General features: G+C 47.9%; 11 protein-coding genes, 2 rRNA genes and 1 riboswitch. Of the genes, 10 read left to right on the forward strand and 3 right to left on the reverse strand.

The features are described 5' to 3' along the window. The first annotated feature begins 53 nt into the window (after positions 1-53). From ACJJI6_RS00020 to ACJJI6_RS00035, 4 genes are all read left to right on the forward strand, one after another. A 23S ribosomal RNA gene (locus ACJJI6_RS00020) occupies positions 54-2,935 on the forward strand. Between the two features lie 203 nt (positions 2,936-3,138). Further along, positions 3,139-3,254: ribosomal RNA gene (gene rrf, locus ACJJI6_RS00025) — 5S ribosomal RNA — on the forward strand. Positions 3,255-3,749: 495 nt separating this feature from the next. Further along, positions 3,750-5,984: an Ig-like domain-containing protein gene (locus ACJJI6_RS00030; protein ID WP_475712125.1), complete on the forward strand. Its 2,235-nt coding sequence runs from the start codon at positions 3,750-3,752 to the stop codon at positions 5,982-5,984. A 429-nt stretch (positions 5,985-6,413) separates the two neighbouring features. After that, entirely contained in the window at positions 6,414-7,955 is a 1,542-nt protein-coding gene (locus tag ACJJI6_RS00035; RefSeq protein WP_475712126.1) for a thioredoxin domain-containing protein, read from the forward strand. Between the two features lie 288 nt (positions 7,956-8,243). On the opposite strand, the gene ACJJI6_RS00040 is transcribed toward ACJJI6_RS00035, so the two are convergent. From ACJJI6_RS00040 to ACJJI6_RS00050, 3 genes are all read right to left on the reverse strand, one after another. Beyond that, positions 8,244-9,359, reverse strand: a complete 1,116-nt coding sequence (locus ACJJI6_RS00040; RefSeq protein WP_475712127.1) for a DUF3419 family protein — start codon at positions 9,357-9,359, stop codon at positions 8,244-8,246. Positions 9,360-9,383: 24 nt separating this feature from the next. Then, positions 9,384-10,511, reverse strand: a complete 1,128-nt coding sequence (locus ACJJI6_RS00045) for an SDR family oxidoreductase (RefSeq protein ID WP_475712128.1) — start codon at positions 10,509-10,511, stop codon at positions 9,384-9,386. 860 nt (positions 10,512-11,371) lie between these two features. After that, positions 11,372-12,298, reverse strand: coding sequence for an SGNH/GDSL hydrolase family protein (locus ACJJI6_RS00050; protein WP_444907600.1), 927 nt, complete (start codon positions 12,296-12,298; stop codon positions 11,372-11,374). 262 nt (positions 12,299-12,560) lie between these two features. After that, positions 12,561-12,659: riboswitch (TPP riboswitch) on the forward strand. An 85-nt stretch (positions 12,660-12,744) separates the two neighbouring features. On the opposite strand from ACJJI6_RS00050, the gene thiC reads away from it, so the two are divergent. The 6 genes from thiC to ACJJI6_RS00080 all read left to right on the forward strand — a co-directional run bounded on the left by thiC (position 12,745) and on the right by ACJJI6_RS00080 (position 19,156). After that, positions 12,745-14,655 (forward strand): phosphomethylpyrimidine synthase ThiC, encoded by a 1,911-nt coding sequence (gene thiC / locus ACJJI6_RS00055; protein WP_445362185.1) that lies wholly within the window; start codon positions 12,745-12,747, stop codon positions 14,653-14,655. 111 nt (positions 14,656-14,766) lie between these two features. Beyond that, entirely contained in the window at positions 14,767-15,843 is a 1,077-nt protein-coding gene (thiO, locus tag ACJJI6_RS00060) for a glycine oxidase ThiO (RefSeq protein WP_475712129.1), read from the forward strand. Beyond that, positions 15,843-16,043, forward strand: coding sequence for a sulfur carrier protein ThiS (gene thiS / locus ACJJI6_RS00065; RefSeq protein WP_108734077.1), 201 nt, complete (start codon positions 15,843-15,845; stop codon positions 16,041-16,043). Before thiO ends, thiS begins: the two co-directional genes overlap by 1 nt. A gap of 2 nt (positions 16,044-16,045) precedes the next feature. Continuing rightward, complete coding sequence (locus ACJJI6_RS00070) at positions 16,046-16,852, forward strand: thiazole synthase (RefSeq protein WP_108734076.1); 807 nt, start codon at positions 16,046-16,048, stop codon at positions 16,850-16,852. A gap of 7 nt (positions 16,853-16,859) precedes the next feature. Beyond that, positions 16,860-18,413, forward strand: coding sequence for a thiamine phosphate synthase (thiE, locus tag ACJJI6_RS00075; RefSeq protein ID WP_475712130.1), 1,554 nt, complete (start codon positions 16,860-16,862; stop codon positions 18,411-18,413). After that, the gene (locus ACJJI6_RS00080) at positions 18,407-19,156 is read left to right on the forward strand and encodes a HesA/MoeB/ThiF family protein (protein ID WP_444914413.1); all 750 of its coding nucleotides are present in this window, start codon (positions 18,407-18,409) and stop codon (positions 19,154-19,156) included. Before thiE ends, ACJJI6_RS00080 begins: the two co-directional genes overlap by 7 nt. Positions 19,157-19,375 lie beyond the last annotated feature (219 nt).

Here is a 19,375-nt window from a genome sequence, read left to right on the forward strand (position 1 = left end):
GTCCAGGATTTTACCTGGATGTTAAAAGTCGTTAGTAGTCGTTTGTGTTGTATGGTCAAGCGACTAAGCGTATACGGTGGATGCCTTGGCAGCTGGAGGCGATGAAGGACGTAGGAGCCTGCGAAAAGTCTAGGGGAGCTGGCACACAAGCTTTGATCCTAGAATGTCCGAATGGGGAAACCCACTCCTTTTAGGAGTATCCATAACTGAATACATAGGTTATGGAGGCGAACCCGGGGAACTGAAACATCTAAGTACCCGGAGGAAAAGAAATCAACCGAGATTCCCTTAGTAGCGGCGAGCGAACGGGGATTAGCCCTTAAGCTCTTTATGTTTTAGTGGAAGGTTCTGGAAAGTACCGCGATACAGGGTGATAGCCCCGTACACGAAAAGGCATTTAGAGTGAAATCGAGTAGGTCGGGACACGTGTTATCTTGACTGAATATGGGGGGACCATCCTCCAAGGCTAAATACTCCCAGCTGACCGATAGTGAACCAGTACCGTGAGGGAAAGGCGAAAAGAACCCCGGAGAGGGGAGTGAAATAGAACCTGAAACCGTATACGTACAAGCAGTAGGAGCCCTTCGGGGTGACTGCGTACCTTTTGTATAATGGGTCAGCGACTTATTGTCTGTAGCAAGGTTAACCGCTTAGGGGAGCCGTAGAGAAATCGAGTCTTAATAGGGCGTTTAGTTGCAGGCAATAGACCCGAAACCCGGCGATCTATCCATGGGCAGGTTGAAGGTTGAGTAACATCAACTGGAGGACCGAACCCACTAATGTTGAAAAATTAGGGGATGACCTGTGGATCGGAGTGAAAGGCTAATCAAGCCGGGAGATAGCTGGTTCTCCTCGAAAGCTATTTAGGTAGCGCCTCGCGTCTCACCCTCGGGGGTAGAGCACTGTTTGGGCTAGGGGGTCATCCCGACTTACCAACCCCATGCAAACTCCGAATACCGAGGAGTGCAATCGCGGGAGACACACGGCGGGTGCTAACGTCCGTCGTGGAAAGGGAAACAACCCAGACCGCCAGCTAAGGTCCCAAATATCAGTTAAGTGGGAAACGATGTGGGAAGGCCCAGACAGCTAGGAGGTTGGCTTAGAAGCAGCCATCCTTTAAAGAAAGCGTAATAGCTCACTAGTCGAGTCGGCCTGCGCGGAAGATATACCGGGGCTCAAACTGATAACCGAAGCTGCGGATGCTCTTAGGAGCATGGTAGAGGAGCGTTGTGTAAGCCGTTGAAGGTGGATCGGGAGGTCTGCTGGAGGTATCACAAGTGCGAATGCTGACATGAGTAACGATAAGGGAGGTGAAAAACCTCCCCGCCGGAAGACCAAGGGTTCCTGTCCAACGCTAATCGGGACAGGGTTAGTCGACCCCTAAGGCGAGGGCGAAAGCCGTAGTCGATGGGAAACAGGTTAATATTCCTGTACTCGCTATTACTGCGACGGAGTGACGGAGAAGGCTAGGCCAGCATGGCGATTGGTTGTCCATGTTTAAGGTTGTAGGCTGGGGACTTAGGCAAATCCGGGTCCCTAAGGCTGAGAACTGATGACGAAGCCCACTTAGTGGGTGAAGTGGTTGATGCCCTGCTTCCAGGAAAAACTTCTAAGCTTCAGGTAATAGTGAATCGTACTCTAAACCGACACAGGTGGTCAGGTAGAGAATACCAAGGCGCTTGAGAGAACTCTGGTGAAGGAACTAGGCAAAATGGTACCGTAACTTCGGGAGAAGGTACGCCGGTTTTGGTGATGGGACTTGCTCCCTAAGCTGAGGCCGGTCGAAGTGACCAGGTGGCTGCGACTGTTTATTAAAAACATAGCACTCTGCAAACTCGTAAGAGGACGTATAGGGTGTGACGCCTGCCCGGTGCCGGAAGGTTAATTGATGGGGTTAGCTTCGGCGAAGCTCTTGATCGAAGCCCCGGTAAACGGCGGCCGTAACTATAACGGTCCTAAGGTAGCGAAATTCCTTGTCGGGTAAGTTCCGACCTGCACGAATGGCGTAACGATGGCCACGCTGTCTCCACCAGAGACTCAGTGAAATTGAAATCGCTGTTAAGATGCAGTGTACCCGCGGCTAGACGGAAAGACCCCGTGAACCTTTACTACAGCTTTGCACTGAACTTTGAGCCTATTTGTGTAGGATAGGTGGGAGGCTTTGAAGCAGCGACGCTAGTTGTTGTGGAGCCGTCCTTGAAATACCACCCTGGTATGTTTGAGGTTCTAACTCTGGTCCGTTATCCGGATCGAGGACAGTGTATGGTGGGTAGTTTGACTGGGGCGGTCTCCTCCCAAAGAGTAACGGAGGAGTACGAAGGTGCACTCAGCATGGTCGGAAATCATGCAATGAGCATAATGGTATAAGTGCGCTTGACTGCGAGACAGACATGTCGAGCAGGTACGAAAGTAGGTCATAGTGATCCGGTGGTTCTGTATGGAAGGGCCATCGCTCAACGGATAAAAGGTACTCCGGGGATAACAGGCTGATACCGCCCAAGAGTTCACATCGACGGCGGTGTTTGGCACCTCGATGTCGGCTCATCACATCCTGGGGCTGAAGCCGGTCCCAAGGGTATGGCTGTTCGCCATTTAAAGTGGTACGCGAGCTGGGTTTAGAACGTCGTGAGACAGTTCGGTCCCTATCTGCCGTGGGCGTTGGAGATTTGAGAAGAGTTGCTCCTAGTACGAGAGGACCGGAGTGAACGAACCTCTGGTGTTCCGGTTGTCACGCCAGTGGCATTGCCGGGTAGCTATGTTCGGACGGGATAACCGCTGAAAGCATCTAAGCGGGAAGCCTCCTTCAAGATAAGATCTCCCTGAGGCCTTGAGCCTCCTGAAGGGCCGTGGAAGACTACCACGTTGATAGGCTGGGTGTGGAAGCGTTGTGAGGCGTTGAGCTAACCAGTACTAATTGCCCGTGCGGCTTGACCATACAACAGAGATGGTTACTAACGACTAGCTAAGCTAGCGGATTGTGAGTTAGAGACATACGATCGCTTGCGGTGTATTACTACAGATTGTTTTACCGACTTATTTGGGGTTATCGCCGGTCACCAACATGACCGAGGCAAACAGCGATAACGCGGCAGGCCAAGCATATTGCTTATAAGACCAACGTCAACCCAAGCCAGTTTGCCTGACGACAATAGAGTTGTGGAACCACCTGATCCCTTGCCGAACTCAGAAGTGAAACGCAACATCGCCGATGGTAGTGTGGGGCTTCCCCATGTGAGAGTAGGTCATCGTCAGGCTTCTAATCCGAAAGGGCCACCCAATAGGGTGGCCCTTTTTTTATGTTTAAAAAACAAAGGAAATAGAAAATCCCCGCCCACAACGTGCTGAGTTTTGCTCGCTATACAACGTAGATCACGGTACATCCATAACTTATTAAAAACTAAAAAACTCTGACCTGTATCAAGAAAAGTCAGGGAAAAAATTTATAAATCATATTGATCTCTTAGCGAATAATTTTTTATAGAACAATGGTGCAAGATGGGTGTAAAAAACTTGATTTTATTCCATTGATTCTGGATAGTCGCCCGTTGCCTCTTCTTGTTCACTGAGATGATGCTTTTTTAAGCAGCTCTTACGCTAGACACCATAGGTGCAACAGTTGACTTCTGGCTTGGGTGAGTAGTCGACGATAGCTAAAGACGCATTAAGCCGTATCGGGAAAAACTATAAACACCCGATTGGGAGATGATGGCTACTGCCGCTGGGCGCTAAAAATATTGAAGGAAATTTAGATGCACATTCTTACGCTGTACCAATCAATTTTGCGATGGCTTCTATTGATGACCGTTGCTGTCTCACTGGCCGCTTGCGGCGGAGGTGGTAGTGCCGGTGGTGATGATGGCGGTACCCCGCCGGAGCCAGGTACCGATCCCACTTATAGTATTAATGTAGAACTACAAGATTTAGAGACGGGTGAGGTGGTGAAAACCCCGAACCCTGAGGAGCCTGTGCTTGTCCAAGTGACAGTCAAGCTTGACGGAGATCCTGTTGCCTCTAGCAATATTTTGGTTACAACGACTTTGGGTGAGCTGGTGCCTGGCAGTGGAGTTGTGACGACTAATGACAGTGGTGTTGCATCTCTAGAGTTGGACCTTGAAGGAGAAGAGGTCGGGAATGCTGGTGAAATTGTTGTAGCTTATGACGATATCAGTACTGACCAGGATCCATACTCACCGAAGGTATTTACAGTTGGAGAGCCCTCCTTGCAGTTGGGTTATTTGGATGATAACCAACAATTCGTACCTGGTGAGCTGGAAATTACGGCTAGTGAGGACCTTTCCCCTAGAGGCACTACGCCTGTTTATGTCTATGTACAGGGGCCTGATGGCGATCTCTACACTAAGCGGATGCCAGTAGAATTTTCTAGTAATTGCAGCTTAAGCGAACCAGCTGTTGCTACCCTAGACTCTCCGGTAACTACTATCGACGGGAAGGCTACTTCCACCTATGCAGCACTGGGCTGTGAGGGTGAGGATAGTATTACTGCAGTGCTTTCTGCCTACCCAGGTATATCAGCCACTGGTCGTGTTACCGTAATGCCTCTAGTATTCGACTACATTGAGTTTGTGAGCGCTGAACCTGAAGTCATCAATATTCGGGGGACTGGAGGTAAGGAAACATCGGAAGTGCGTTTTAAGGTCCTCAGCGAAGAAGGCCTGCCAGTGAGTGGGGTGGAAGTTAACTTCACTTTGGATGAGGGGGAGGGAAATGTAAGCCTTGCCAGTAGCTCCGAAACAACTGATTCTGAAGGTGAAGTAGTTGCGCTAGTTTCTTCAGGAAGTGTAGCGCTGCCTGTTCGAGTAAAGGCCACGATTACTGATGGTAATGGAGCTACATATAGCGCCGTATCTAGTAGCCTGGTGGTTTCAGCGGGCATTCTTGATCAGAACTCATTTTCTTTGTCTGCTAGCATCTTCAATGTGAATGGTGATGCCTATGATGGAGTCACGTCCGAAATCACTATTAGGGTTGCCGATGGTGACAATACAATTCCTGATGGTACCGCTGTTTCCTTTGAAACGGAGTATGGGCGCATAGCCGGCTACTGCACTACTGTAGATGGGAATTGCTCAGTGGATTGGAATAGCCAGGATCCCCGAGAGCCTTTGGCTTATAAATTCATTGGAGATGATGGTGCGGAGCACTCGCTTCGGACTATTAATAATACGAACTGTCCAGTTACTGGCGAAAGGGGCTATCCATGTCCACAGTCGCTGGGCCAGCCTTATGGCGGCCGCTCTACTATTCTCGCCTATGCACTGGGGCAGGAAAGTTTTACTGATGCGAACAGAAATGGACAATATGATGCCGGCGAAACGTTTGTAGATTTGCCAGAAGCATTCTTAGACCACAACGAAGACGGGGCCTTTGGCAACTCCAACAGTACTGGTAGCTGCTACCCCAATTGCCCAGATGTGGCTGGCGATGAAGAAGTGTTTATCCCTTTAAATGATAATGGCGAGTACGATAGTGGTAACGGTATTTATAATGGACTTAGCTGTTCCGACGCTGCTGAAAATGCGGGAGCTTGCTCTAAAGAGTTAGTTCATGTGCGCGATGAACTCGTAGTTCGCTTAGCGGGAAGTGTGCCCTATGGAATATTTCAAACTTTAGATGGTAATTATGATTCTCAGCCAGAGGTTGAAATTGAATTAGGTAAAGCGACTAACCTTTACTTTTATGTTTCCGACGTCTACAACGGGCGCTTGCCTGTCGGGACGACGGTGGAGGTTGACTCAGAGAATTGCGAAGTAACTCCAGAGTCCACTGAGGTTTCGAATGGCGGGACTGCATCTCCGCTTCCCGACATGTTTAACTTTGGTATCATTGCTGATGCTGATGCTGAGTTAGGATCTGAGTTCGTAAAGGTTGAGGTCCATGTCCCAGCGCCAGGTGATGATTCGGATGGCGGCGTTACGATAACCTTCCCGTTCATATGTACCGTTACTTTACCTAGCGAGAGTTAGGATTTTAGTAGCGATTTTGACTTATAGCGGGCCGCAATAGCGGCCCGCTTTCGTTTGGGAGGTGCAAACTCCCAAATTGGTTGACTTCAAATCTTATTCTGTACTGAAGCTAGTCGTAATTTCCCGGGATTTGACCGGTTCAGGCATTAGAAAGCTCTAACAAGCTTGTCCGAAATCGAGAACCGATAGGTTGCCTTTCTGGGCGCACATGGTGCCTTCCTAAACTATCCTCACTCACCAGTTTTCCCCAGTACCCTTCCCCCCTGTGAGAAATAATTGTTTCTCCAGTTCCTAGATTGTTGGCTCTGGTGCCAAAAAGCATGTCTAGTTCCCATTTTGTGATTGCAGCAGCGACAAATGTCGATGTAAGAGACTGAAATGAGAATTGGGCGGTAAGATTGGTCAAAACCGGTAAAAGGAGAATTGCCAGTGAATGGGCTAGGACGCATTTTAATAATTTTAATGGTTTCCGGGAGTTTGGGTGTAATTAATGGTTGCGCCGAGGACAAGAAAGCGATTGTAGAGGGGAGGGTAGCTGATCAGCATGCTGTCGCTGCGAGAATAGGCGGGAAGGAAGTTACTGTACAAGAACTGGACAGAGATCTTCAGTTTGTTTTGTACGATATCGCGGAGATGGAACACAAGCTGCGCCTGAATAAGCTTCATGAATTTATTTCTGACACCTCAGAGGCTGGTACAGATGTTGAAATTCTTCTGCCTGTTCCTAAGCCGCCGCGTATAGAGCTCTCCTATGAGAACAGGGCTGTACGTGGTAATCCTGAAGCGCCTGTAACAGTAGCCGTTTTTTGTTCTTTTCAGTCTCCTCACTGTAAGTCTTTCCAGCCTGTACTGAGGCAGTTACTAAGTGAATATCCTGGTTGGGTGCGGCAGGTTAATTTTGATTTTCCCTTAAAGTTTCACCGCGAGGGCGTTAGGGCGGCAGTTTCCGCTCGATGTGCTGGGGATCAAGATACTTTCTGGGAGTACCACGATGCCCTTTATGCAAGAACTCCAAATTTAGGAGGTAGCGCATACATTCAGACGGCCAAGCACTTGTCAGTTGATAGCGCTTACTTTGCAAGTTGTGTAGAAGGTGAAAGTTACAGGGCGCTAGTCCTCAAGGATCAAGAAACAGCTTTACAGCTGGGGCTCAAAAACGTACCGGTGGTTTTTATCAATGGGCTCTACTTAAAGGGGAAGCGATCCTTTGAGCAGTATTCTTATTGGGTAGAAAGGGAGTTGGCGAAACTTAATATAGATCAAAAACAAAAGCATACCTGGGAGCAACAGAGAAATAGTAAAAATAGACTTCCCGTAACGAATCTTCCTCTTGCACTATTGGGTATTAGTGAGTCGAGCATAGAAAGTAAGTCTAAAGCTCTAGTAGAAGTAGAGGGGCAGAAGGCTCGATATTATTCCTTGGGACAGCCACTTCTCAAAGATGTTTCCTTGAGAAGTTTGGAGGGTAACTATGCTGTTATTAACAATCAGGGCACACTGGAGCGTTTATTGCTTCAAGGGGAGGAAGGTAATAGGGTGTCTTTAACTTATTCTCGTCAGCACACTGAGGAACTGCGCCAGCGTATTGAACAGCCTCATGGTGAGAAAGGAAAAAAATTAATTGAGCCAGCGGGAGTGTTGACTCTTGGACAAGAGTGGCTATCGAAACAGCTTGAGCAGCGGGAATCCTTAGAGGCCAAATTTACCAAGGCGGAATTAGAAGTTGAAGGGCACCATTTGATACGTCTGGAGGGTGTGGCTGGCAATGAATTTTTTACTGCGTTGGGATTTGAGGATAATGATGTACTATTGAGAGTCAACGATAGTTGGGTTCACAGTGGTCAAAATGGGTTGTGGGGTGCCCTTGCCAGTGGAAAGGTAATAGATGTAGCTTTTATGAGGAAAGGTTTGCCACACCGATTACAGTATGTGGTTGAAGAGCTTGGCTACTTTGAAGAAAAGTCAAAATAGCCAGTTGTACGAGGGGACGTTGGTCATCACTAGGGTTGTATAAATGGTGATAACGTAGCTAGCAGGACAGTTGTTAAAAACAGTTCCGCAAGGCCAATACCCCCTTGTCAGGCAAGTTGGAGTGTTTATTTTGGGGGCTTTGATGTTAAAAGAACCATTCAATTAAAAAGCTGCCTAGTTTATCAATGTTGCAGGCTTAAATTTCAGAAGGGTAGTCTAAAAGCAGTTGCTAACTCAATTTGTGTAATAGTGAAACATTGGCGATGATGGTTGAAATAGTGAGAAAAGCTAGTGGGTACATTTTACGCCAACGTTAAAACTATAAACAAAAGACCTATCGCTATTGCCAAGCTCTTCTTCTAAGGCCGGGTTAAAAATAAACTTACTTTTAAAGAAATCGGGAATTCTTCTCTTTGTAATAAAGTGGCGCATACATAATATACAGTTTTCATTGCCAGCTGAGTGTATTGAGTTTAGTAGGGAAATGAAGTTTTCTTCGTTGAGATAAGCGGAAACGTCAGAAATCGAAAATTTGTCAATCTTGGTTTCTAGTCGATCTAAATATGCTTCCAGTGGTGATGTTACTGTTTCTATGATGGAGTTATTTAATGCATCCTTTATTGCCGGATAATTTTTTTTCTCTAAATATATAGGTAGTCCATGTTCTGGGTTATATTTTCCCGTTAATAAGAAAGTCATAAAGAAATTTTCAAGGATCAGGTGATGCATTAGGGAGTGATCCATCCTGCTTATCAAATACTTGGGAATCGATACTTGTTGAGGAACATGCTGGTAGAATCCGGGGTCTTTCAGGAAAAGCCTGAAGATAGACTCGCTGGTTAGAAAGTGCAAAAAGTGTTTCCAGGCTGGGGTATTCCATTTTTGTTCAACAAATTTACGTTGCTCTTCAATGTTCTTGAATGTGACTAACGTTCTTATCTTGCTTGGGCGAATAGTTTTAATGATGGTACTAATCAATTTAAAGTGTTTCTCAAAGGCTCCTTCGAAGATAGCTCCCCTCTTGATTGTTTTTGTATTTTCTGTCCAAAATGATTCTGCTTCTTTTGAGAGGTGATGTTTTATTTTGTTGTAAGTATGTAATCTTTTATTGCATGGAAGAATCCCTATAAATTTCAGGAAATCCTCATAATTTAACTCCTGTATTCCGGCTTTTTTAAGTTCTAAGAGATGGTTTTGGCAAGGGTTTAGATCGATTGCGGTTATTTTTTTAGGTTTGTCTAACAAGAGGCTTAATACGCGATCTCCGCCGCCAGTAACACATAAAATATTGTCGTTTTCATTTATATTTAAGGCTTTTAATTCGGATCTGGAGTCTTCATTTGGGCCGGAGTAACTGATTCTGTTTGCGTAAGTGGATTGTAATATGTCATTGGGGCTATTCATGATATATTTGATTTGGGGGTTGTTTCAATAACTTGTTTGGTTCAAAAAGTAGTCCACAATCTTGGTTAGGTAGCTATTGCTATTGCGCCATTGGTTTTGTACAGGGTGGCCTAATACTCTTTGGCTATTTTTACTACAAAATCTAAAGTCACTGTTCAAAAAGGGACCGTTTTGCATTCTATTAATGATCTTAAGTAGGCGCTTTTCCAATTCAGACAAGTTATTTAATGCTGTGTGATCATCTTGGAGCTGTCTTAGGTCTAGATTAAAGTAAATCCGATTAAATTGAACAAAATCATCGATTGTCATTGGCTTGGAATCTGCAATGTTAAAATATTGACTTGCTGTGGTTTCATGGTTGTCTGAGATGTTTAATATCGCATCGCAACAAATATCTACAGGGATAATGTTAATGGGTCGACCTGAAAGATACTTTAAATGAATGGGTAGTTTTACATTTTTTTCTTTTAATCGATTTAGCAGCTTCACATATTCATAGTAGCCAGACTGGGAATTTGTATAACCGGTCACTGAGTCACCTAAAACAATCGTAGGCCTGTAAATCGTATACTGTAGGTTTTTGGATGCCGCGATTAAGTTCTCTGCCATATTTTTAGTGTAATCATAGGCGTTAAAAAACTCTTTTGGCTGATAGAGGGTCTCCTCGATTCTCTCCCCGTTGGCGTAGTCTTTACCACCAATAAAGCTAGTCGATATTTGATTGAGTCGACATCTGGTTGTTACCGCGATGTCAATGAGTCGCTTTACACCATTGACGTTAGTATTCATACTTTGCTGCAAATTGTTAAAGCTGTAACGCATATCTGCTGCACAATTCCATATGGAGTCAATGTTTAAGGAGCATAACTGGCTGTAAGATGTAGAAGACAGCCCCAAGCTGGGTTTGTTCAAGTCACCTGATATGATTGTAAGCCGATTGAAGTCATTCTCTGTGAGCTTATAAATAGGATTGACAGCGCTATTTTTTTGCTTGAGTTGTTCGAGTCGATTGTGGATATCACTTCGAGCAATCAAAACTACATTGAAGCCTTTTCTTAATAATCCCCACGTCAAGTATTGGCCTATAAAGCCAAAGCCACCGACAATGAGCTGTATTCTTTTTAATTCTTTTATTTTAGAAAATTTTTTCAAAACATATTGATCTTGATTTATTAAATTATGCGAATCAGTCATGGGGTTGAAGTGGGATTTTTCTATAGGCTAAGTAGTATTGCTCTTCCATTAAATTATTTATGGTTGCTGCTTTTTTTATTAAAAAATACAAAATATGTACTAAAGCAGATTTTTTCACAAGGGCGCCTGTTACTGAAGTAGCGAGATTGTTCATCCGGTTTCAGAGGTTAATAGGCTGTAGGTAAAATTAGAAAGTAGTATTGAGCGGTGGACACAGCACAACGTGATTGTCCATGGTGATAGTTGTACCACTAACTCCAACTATGGAGTTTCAGTTGGGTATCGTAGAATAATTGTAGTAGATCTGAGTAGATCGTTCATATATTGACTGCATATCCATTTGTCCCAGCAGTCGAGATCGAGAATAATTCAGGTGCTTTTCCTTGAGCCTTGAGTGCATTAATTTCTTGTCCCAATTGCTTATGGAAGGCTTGGTGTTTATTGTAAAAGAAACTTTCGCTAAACCGATTTTCATACTTGTTTAATTCGGATAAATAATCTTCTAGGTTCATGATGGCCTGAGTGGTTTGTCGAGGTTGTAGTATGTGCGGGCTAGTAAAATTTGAATAAGCTGGTTTTACGAGATCGCTCTCAATTAGCTTAAGGGACTATTTTCTCTTGTGACAGGAATGGGGTGAGGAGTGCTCTTACCAGTGGAGAAGTAATTGATGTCGCCTTTATGAGAAAGGGTTTGCCGCATAGATTGCAGTATGTGGTTGAAGAGAATGGTTACTTTGATGAGGATTTAGGTAAGTGAATTGATTAGGGCCCGCGGTACTTTATTGCGGGCCCTGAATTTACCGAGCAGTAAAAGTTACTTATTTATCCGGATTTCCTTGCCACAGTAGGTCAGCGACAATATTTTGTCCTTGAATGCTTGGGTGGAAACAGTCTCCACCATCAATATCGTCTTTATTAAACTGAAAAGTCCCGGCATTTAACTCATCCTCACCGGTATATTCAGCAACAACTTCTACCCCATTCATACCGTTGTAACTTTCTGCTTCCTCAACAAGGATTTCGTTATAACGTTGTTGGGCTGCGGCTATTCCGTTATAACGAGTGGCAAAGCTCTCTCCATTCATCGAGCCGCCATTTGTTGCAATTCGGCAGATTCCGAAAGTCGACCAGACACTCTCGCAATCTACGCGGGAATTACCGCTTTGCTTATCCAGACCCGCTGCCCGGAGATCGTGTACTCGCGGTACTGAGCCGAGTACTATCGTTGAGCCGTTAGGGAGTCCATCGACTAATTTGTCCAGTCCAGCTTGAACTGCCGAGCGCCACTCACTATCGGTGTAGAGTGGATCGTTACAGTTGGCTGGATCGACGCAATCCCTGTTACAGATGTCATTACCGCCCAATACTACCTCGACATGATCAGGTAAATTACTTTGGGATAGAATCCGATCGGCTTGAGTGGAGAAATTGTCGCCTCCACTACGCATCTCAGCACCGGATTCCGCTGCGCTTTTATTGGCAGCCATATTGGGGTAGTTAACTTTATATTTATCGTGAACACTCTCCACTGAATTGTCGTCGCCGTCAAACCAGGAATGCTCGGGTTGGTCCCCGCCGAGAAGACAAAACAGGTCCCAGAAATACTTATTGCGGGTACAGTCTGCACCGAATGCCATGGTAATACTGTCACCCGCAGCAACAGACTTGGAGGGGGCTGCCATTGCTGGCTGTATCGACAAGATGCTCAAACAGAGCGTTACTAGAACTCCATATTTATTCAACATTATATTTTCTCCCACACCGACTTTCGCCGTAAGTTGTTATCGTTTTATTCACTGCTCCGGTAAACGAGAAGGAGTGTAGGACGCACTCAGATATTGTGAGTGGTGAATGCTTGAGACCCTTTGGTCAGTTATCAATAAATTGAAGTCTGTTGGAGTTTTGTCGCCGAGAGCATTGATTACTTTATTGGCGTTTCAAAGCTTCAGTTTTTCTGGCACAGTTTTATGCCATCTGTTTTTCTTCTGGTGCTTCCACTATACTGCGCTCTACTTGTCGGAGTGCCTGTGGGCTGAGATCGCTGTTGCGAGATCCGTTGAACCTGATCGGGGTAACCCCCGCGTAGGGAACAAGATCTGAAGTCGCCTGTTTTGTTACAGTTTGGCGTCTTTTCTCTTTGTATGTGCCCTGGATGCTGCGACCTTTAAATTTCCAAGTTTTAAGGTTACGCATGTCTGAGATCATTGAACAATCCGGTAAAGCCGGAAAGTCCTCCCGCGCTACCAGTCGCGATTCCGCTAAAGAATTTCTTGAAAATCTCACGGTTCAATCTTTCCCCAACTCGAGCAAGGTGTATTTGCCCGGTGAAACTCCCGACATTCAGGTTGGTGCTCGTCAGATCTGTTTGGGAGATAGTTTGGTAGGGGGGAATGCAGAGAATCCGGTGTTTGAACCCAATGAGCCCCTCACCATTTACGACACTTCGGGCCCCTATTCCGAGCCCAATTTTAAAGTGGACGTACGGGAAGGGTTGCCCAAATTGCGCCAGGGCTGGATAGAGGCCCGCAGAGATACTGAACTGCTGGACTCTCGCCAAGCGGCCTACAGCCAGAAGCGTATGGCGGACCAGGGGCTGGATCATATCCGCTTTGAAAACCTTCCCAGCCCTCGCCGGGCCAAACCGGGACAGAATGTATCTCAGATGCACTATGCCCGCCGCGGCATTATTACCCCAGAGATGGAATTTATCGCAGTGCGCGAAAATATGGGGCGAGCCAAGTTGGCAGCGGAAATGAGTGAAAGTGAATACCAGAAGGCACGTGATGGTATTTACATCCCCGAGCAAATCACGCCGGAATTTGTGCGCCGGGAAGTTGCAGAAGGGCGGGCAATTATCCCGGCGAATATTAATCACCCGGAAGTGGAGCCGATGATTATCGGGCGCAACTTCCTGTGCAAGGTGAATGCAAATATTGGTAATTCTGCTGTGACTTCTTCCATTGAAGAGGAAGTGGAGAAACTGGTTTGGTCTACCAAGTGGGGCGCGGACACGGTGATGGATCTGTCTACCGGTGCCAATATCCACGAAACCCGCGAGTGGATTCTGCGAAACTCGCCAGTGCCCATCGGTACTGTGCCGATTTACCAGGCGCTGGAGAAAGTAAACGGAATTGCTGAAGATCTTAACTGGGATGTGTTCCGCGACACCTTGATTGAGCAGGCGGAGCAGGGGGTGGATTACTTCACTATTCATGCTGGCGTGCTTTTGCGCTATGTGCCGCTCACTGCCAAACGTATGACCGGGATTGTCTCTCGCGGTGGTTCCATTATGGCCAAATGGTGTCTCGCCCATCACCAAGAGAATTTCCTCTACACCCACTTCGAGGAAATCTGCGAGATTATGAAGGCTTACGATGTGAGCTTTAGTCTCGGTGATGGCCTGCGCCCGGGCTCCATTGCGGATGCTAACGATGAAGCCCAGTTTGGCGAGCTGCACACGCTTGGCGAGCTGACTGAAATTGCCTGGAAGCACGATGTTCAGACGATGATCGAAGGCCCCGGTCATGTGGCTATCCATAAGATCAAAGAAAATATGGATGAGCAGCTGAAGCACTGCCACGGCGCACCTTTCTACACTCTGGGTCCATTGACCACGGATATTGCTCCCGGCTACGACCACATTACTTCCGGCATCGGCGCTGCACTTATCGGCACCTACGGTTGCGCCATGCTCTGCTATGTGACCCCCAAAGAGCACCTGGGTCTACCCAATAAAGAGGATGTTAAAGAGGGCCTTATGGCATATAAGATTGCGGCTCATGCCGCAGACTTGGCCAAAGGGCATCCGCGGGCACAGAAGCGCGATGACGCCCTGTCAAAAGCCCGCTTTGAATTCCGTTGGGAAGATCAGTTCAACCTCGGCTTGGATCCGGAGCGGGCACGCACCTATCACGATGAAACCTTGCCAAAGGAATCCGGCAAGGTAGCTCACTTCTGCTCCATGTGCGGCCCGAAATTCTGCTCCATGAAAATCACCCAGGATGTGCGCGATTATGCGGCCAAGCAGGAAGCGGCACAGGGCATGGAGGAAATGTCGATTAAATTTAAGGACATGGGTAGCGAGATTTATCACAAGGGCTGATGAGTATTTTGGGGGAGAGTCCTCTCCCCCAAGAATCGGATAGCAAAAGTACGGCGAGTGCATAGCGCATATCGCTGGGTGTCGATTTGGATTTGCGAAGATAGGTGGTCTGTGACAAGCGAAACCAAAGCCAAAGTAGCTATTGCCGGTGGCGGCCTGTTAGGTCGCTTACTCGCCTGGCGGCTCTGCCAACGGGAACTGGATATTACCCTGTTTGAAGCGGGTGATCTGTCGGCACCAGTCGGGGGAGCTTGCTGGACGGCAGCGGGAATGATCTCACCACTATCGGAATTGGTGCACAGCGATAAACAGGTTTACAACCTGGGGCTGAAAAGCCTTGAGATTTGGTCTGAGTGGGCTCGGCAGCTGGAGGAGCAGAGCGGGCGGGACGTGGAATACCGCCGAGCGGGCTCAGTCCTGGTTGCTCACGGCAAGGATAAAAGTGAGCTGCTGCAATTCCTGCGGGAGCTGCAGGGCAAGTTGGGCGAGTCTGCCAGGGAGCAGGTGCAGCCCCTCGATTGCAATACTTTAGCGAAATTAGAGCCCTCCTTACACGGCTTTGAGCAGGGGCTTTACCTGCGGGGTGAGGCGGATATCAATAATCACCGCCTACTGCCCGCGTTACTCAGCGTATTGCACCGAGGTGCAGTCACTCTGCGAGAGCAGAGCAAGGTAAATTGCGAAGCCGGGTATATCTCTGTGAACTCGGAGCGCGAACAATTTGATTGCGTGATCGACTGCCGTGGTCTCGGTGCCAAGGGGCAGATTGAAGGCTTACGCGGTGTCCGTGGCGAGGTGATGGTGGTGGAATCCCGGGAAGTGGTTTTGCAGCGTCCAGTGCGACTGCTCCACCCGCGCTATAAGCTCTATGCCGTACCCCGAAGCGATGGACGCACAGTAATCGGCGCTACGGAAATTGAGAGCGAAGACCAGTCGCCCATTTCCGTGCGCTCCAGTATGGAATTGTCTTCCGCGCTTTACTCCCTCAACCCGGCTTTTGCCGAGGCTCGTATTGTTGAGACCCGCGTAAATTGTCGCCCCGCCACTATGGATAATATGCCTTATATCCACAGCGAGGATGGGCTGATTAGGGTGAATGGCCTTTACCGTCACGGTTATCTTTTAGCACCGGCAGTAGTGGAGCAAGTGGAGAATCAAGTGGCACAACAACTGTTACAGGTGGTTTGATGCAGGTACTAATTAATGGGGAAACACAGAGCCTTGAATCCCCGCTAAAACTCTCTGCGCTTTTACAGCAGCTCGGCTATCGCGGAGAAACGTTTGCCGTTGCGATCAACGGTGGATTTATTCCCCGTACGGAATATAGCAATACACAGATAAATAACGGCGATAGCCTGGATATTGTTGCTCCGGTAGTGGGGGGGTAAAAGTGAGCGATCTATTAACACTTTACGGAAAAACATTTAACAGCCGGCTTTTGGTGGGCACCGCCCTGTATCCCTCCCCAGCGATTATGCGCGAATCCGTGCAAGCCTCAGCTTCGGAAATTATTACTTTGTCTCTTCGCCGGCAAAATCCGGCACAGCAGCAGGACAATCGATTTTGGGATTATATTCGCGAGTCCGGTTGTCAGTTGTTGCCCAATACCGCCGGTTGTAAATCGCCGCGAGAAGCGGTGGAGCTGGCAAAAATGTCCCAGGAAATTTTCCAGACCGATTGGCTCAAGCTGGAAGTGATTGGTGATGATTACAATTTGCAGCCAGACCCCTTTGGTCTGGTAGAAGCTGCGCGGGAATTAATTCAGTTAGGCTTCAAGGTTTTGCCTTATTGCACAGATGACCTGGTTCTGTGTCGAAAACTTTTGGATGTGGGTTGCGAGGTATTAATGCCCTGGGGGGCTCCCATCGGTACCGGGCAGGGCCTGCTCAATAAATATAACCTGCAAACACTGCGCGAGCGCCTGAGTGATGTACCGCTTATTATTGACGCCGGAATCGGTGCGCCATCACAGGCGGCAGAAGCGCTGGAGATGGGCTTTGATGCGGTGTTATTGAATACCGCGATTGCAAAAGCCCAGGATCCGGTACTGATGGCTAATGCCTTTAAACTGGCTGTGGAATCCGGGCGCGCCGCCTTTAATGCCGGCTTGATGCTCAGGCGTCAAACTGCCAGCCCCAGCACCCCCACCCTGGATATGCCTTTCTGGCAGCAGGCAGAGAGCATATTGCAGGATTAGTATTTTTATGCGCGATCAACTCCAATTGAAAAAGCCAATTGTCTGGACCATTGCCGGCAGTGACTCCGGCGGTGGCGCCGGCATTCAGGCGGACCTGCTGACTTTTTCCGACCTCGGCTGCCATGGTTGCAGTGCTATCACGGCCAATACTGCACAGAATACGGTGGAAGTTACTGCAATTAATGCAGTTTCCCTAGAGGTCTTGGGTTCTCAGTTGCAGGCTTTACAGCGGGATCTATTTCCTGCCGCAATTAAAATCGGTCTGCTAGCGAATGCTGAACAAGTTGTTGCGGTGGCAGATTTCCTGCGCCAGCTGAAAGCGGTGCAACCGGTTCCGGTTATTTACGACCCGGTTGCTGTTGCTACCAACGGAGCCGGGCTCACCGAAGGGAATATTACCGCAACGGTGTTGGCTCAGTTGATGCCACAGTGTGATCTGGTTACTCCCAATTTACATGAATTGGAATGGCTTACCGGAGCCAGTGTCACGGGTGCGGAATCTATTGTGCAAGCTGCGCGTCAGTTGCACGCCCACGGCGGTACTGCAATTTTAGTTACCGGCGGCCATACGCAATTGCGTGCGGGAGAAGTTTCCGACTTACTGTGGGATGGTGAAAAGGCCGATTGGTTTATTGGTCGGGAAGTGTCCAGTGCAGGCACACATGGCACTGGCTGCACTCTGTCCTCCGCTATTACCGCTTGTCGCGCTTTGGGCTACCCGTTGCGAGATGCCTGCGTTGTGGGTAAAGCCTATGTTCAGCGGGGCTTGCGCCGGGGAAATAATGCACATATCGGCGCTGGTGCTGGACCTGTAGGCCACTGTGGCTGGCCCCTGGATTTAATCGACTTCCCGGAGATTTTGGTGCCGGGAGAAGAGCGTGCGCTGGATTATGGTTTTGGTGCGGCCCAGCCTCTTGTTCAAGGTTTTGCCCAAACAGACTCTCAAGCATTGGGTTTATATCCGGTTGTGGATACAGTGGAGTGGTTGCAGCGCCTGGCTGAGCTGGGGGTGCGTACTTTACAGCTGCGAATAAAGAATCCGGGTGGGGACCTGCGCGCACAGATTGAGAGGGCAGTGGCTATTGGCAGGACATATAACCTGCGCCTGTTTATCAATGATTACTGGCAGTTGGCGATTGAGTGCGGCGCCTACGGCGTGCATTTGGGCCAGGAGGATTTGCAGTCTGCTGATCTGAGGGCAATTCAAGCGGCAGGATTGAAGCTGGGTATCAGTACCCACGGCTTCTATGAATTACTGTTGGCCTACCGTTATCGCCCCAGTTACCTGGCCATTGGTGCAATTTATGCGACCAACACCAAGGATATGTCGGATCAGTTGCAGGGTGTGCAGAAACTTGCGCAAATGGCAGCACTATTGCCCGATTATCCACTCGTGGCAATTGGTGGTATTAATATGCAGCGAGCCAGTGAGGTTATCGCTAGCGGCGTTGGCAGTATCGCCGTGGTCAGCGCTATTACTAAAGCAAAAGATTACAAGCAGGCGGTTGCCGATTTTAATGTCCTGTTGAAAGGTAAGCATGCGGAAGTAGAGCCATGTTAAGTAGTAAGGAATTACAGCGTTACAGTCGCCAGATAATGTTGCCCCAAGTGGGTGAAGAGGGGCAGAAAAAACTGTCTTCTGCGCGAATTCTGATTGTTGGCTTAGGTGGGCTCGGCAGCCCGGCAGCGATGTATCTGGCCGCAGCCGGTATTGGAGAGTTGCACCTGGTGGATGGTGATCATATCGATCTCTCCAATTTACAGCGCCAGGTTTTGTACAAAACCAATCACCAGGGAAAATCCAAAGCCATGGTGGCTGCACAACAATTGGCTGCAGCCAATCCAACTATTCGCATTCACCCCCACAGCCAAATGGCGAATGAATCCTGGCTGCGCGAGCAGGTAAAACAGGTGGATCTGGTGTTGGACTGCACCGATAACCTGGAAATCCGCCATACGATCAACCGGGTTTGTTATCAGGCAGGGTGTCCGGTGGTAATGGCATCGGTGCAGGGGTTTTCCGGCCAGCTGATTAGTTTTGATTTTTCTGAAAGAAAAGGTCCCTGTTATGCCTGCCTGTTTCCGCCCCAGGAGCAGGCTGAAGTCCAGAACTGCTCTACAGCAGGTGTGATCGGTCCGGCGCTGGGTGTGGTTGGTAGCATGCAGGCTCTGGAGGCCATGAAATACCTGATGGATTTGCCGGTATCGAGCTTGAATAAATTGCACTTAATCGAGACGGAAACCTTAGCTCTGCAAACTTTGCAGCTGCCGAGCCATAGTAATTGCCCGGTTTGTAGTGCCTGATTTCTTGTGTTGCCAACAGGGGGCTCGATAAATAGTTTTGTTTGGAGAGTCCCTTATTGGCAATGTCTTGTCGCAAAATTTTCTTCCAATAGCCGGGTTAAAATTCACGCCATTTTTGCACCTTATAAATCTTACTTGTCTATATAAATAAGCTATTGGCTCGATAGCTTGTGAGAAGTGAATAAAGGTACCAAAATGGCCTTATAACCATTTCGGTGA

The organism is Microbulbifer maximicatervae (SeqCode), assembly GCF_056232625.1.

Bases quoted from the DNA above. Each gene is read 5' to 3' on its own strand.
- ACJJI6_RS00030 (WP_475712125.1), top strand. From the start codon at position 3,750: ATGCACATTCTTACGCTGTACCAATCAATTTTGCGATGGCTTCTATTG.
- ACJJI6_RS00040 (WP_475712127.1), bottom strand. From the start codon at position 9,359: ATGAATAGCCCCAATGACATATTACAATCCACTTACGCAAACAGAATC.
- ACJJI6_RS00050 (WP_444907600.1), bottom strand. From the start codon at position 12,298: ATGTTGAATAAATATGGAGTTCTAGTAACGCTCTGTTTGAGCATCTTG.
- thiC (WP_445362185.1), top strand. From the start codon at position 12,745: ATGTCTGAGATCATTGAACAATCCGGTAAAGCCGGAAAGTCCTCCCGC.
- thiS (WP_108734077.1), top strand. From the start codon at position 15,843: ATGCAGGTACTAATTAATGGGGAAACACAGAGCCTTGAATCCCCGCTA.
- thiE (WP_475712130.1), top strand. From the start codon at position 16,860: ATGCGCGATCAACTCCAATTGAAAAAGCCAATTGTCTGGACCATTGCC.
- ACJJI6_RS00080 (WP_444914413.1), top strand. From the start codon at position 18,407: ATGTTAAGTAGTAAGGAATTACAGCGTTACAGTCGCCAGATAATGTTG.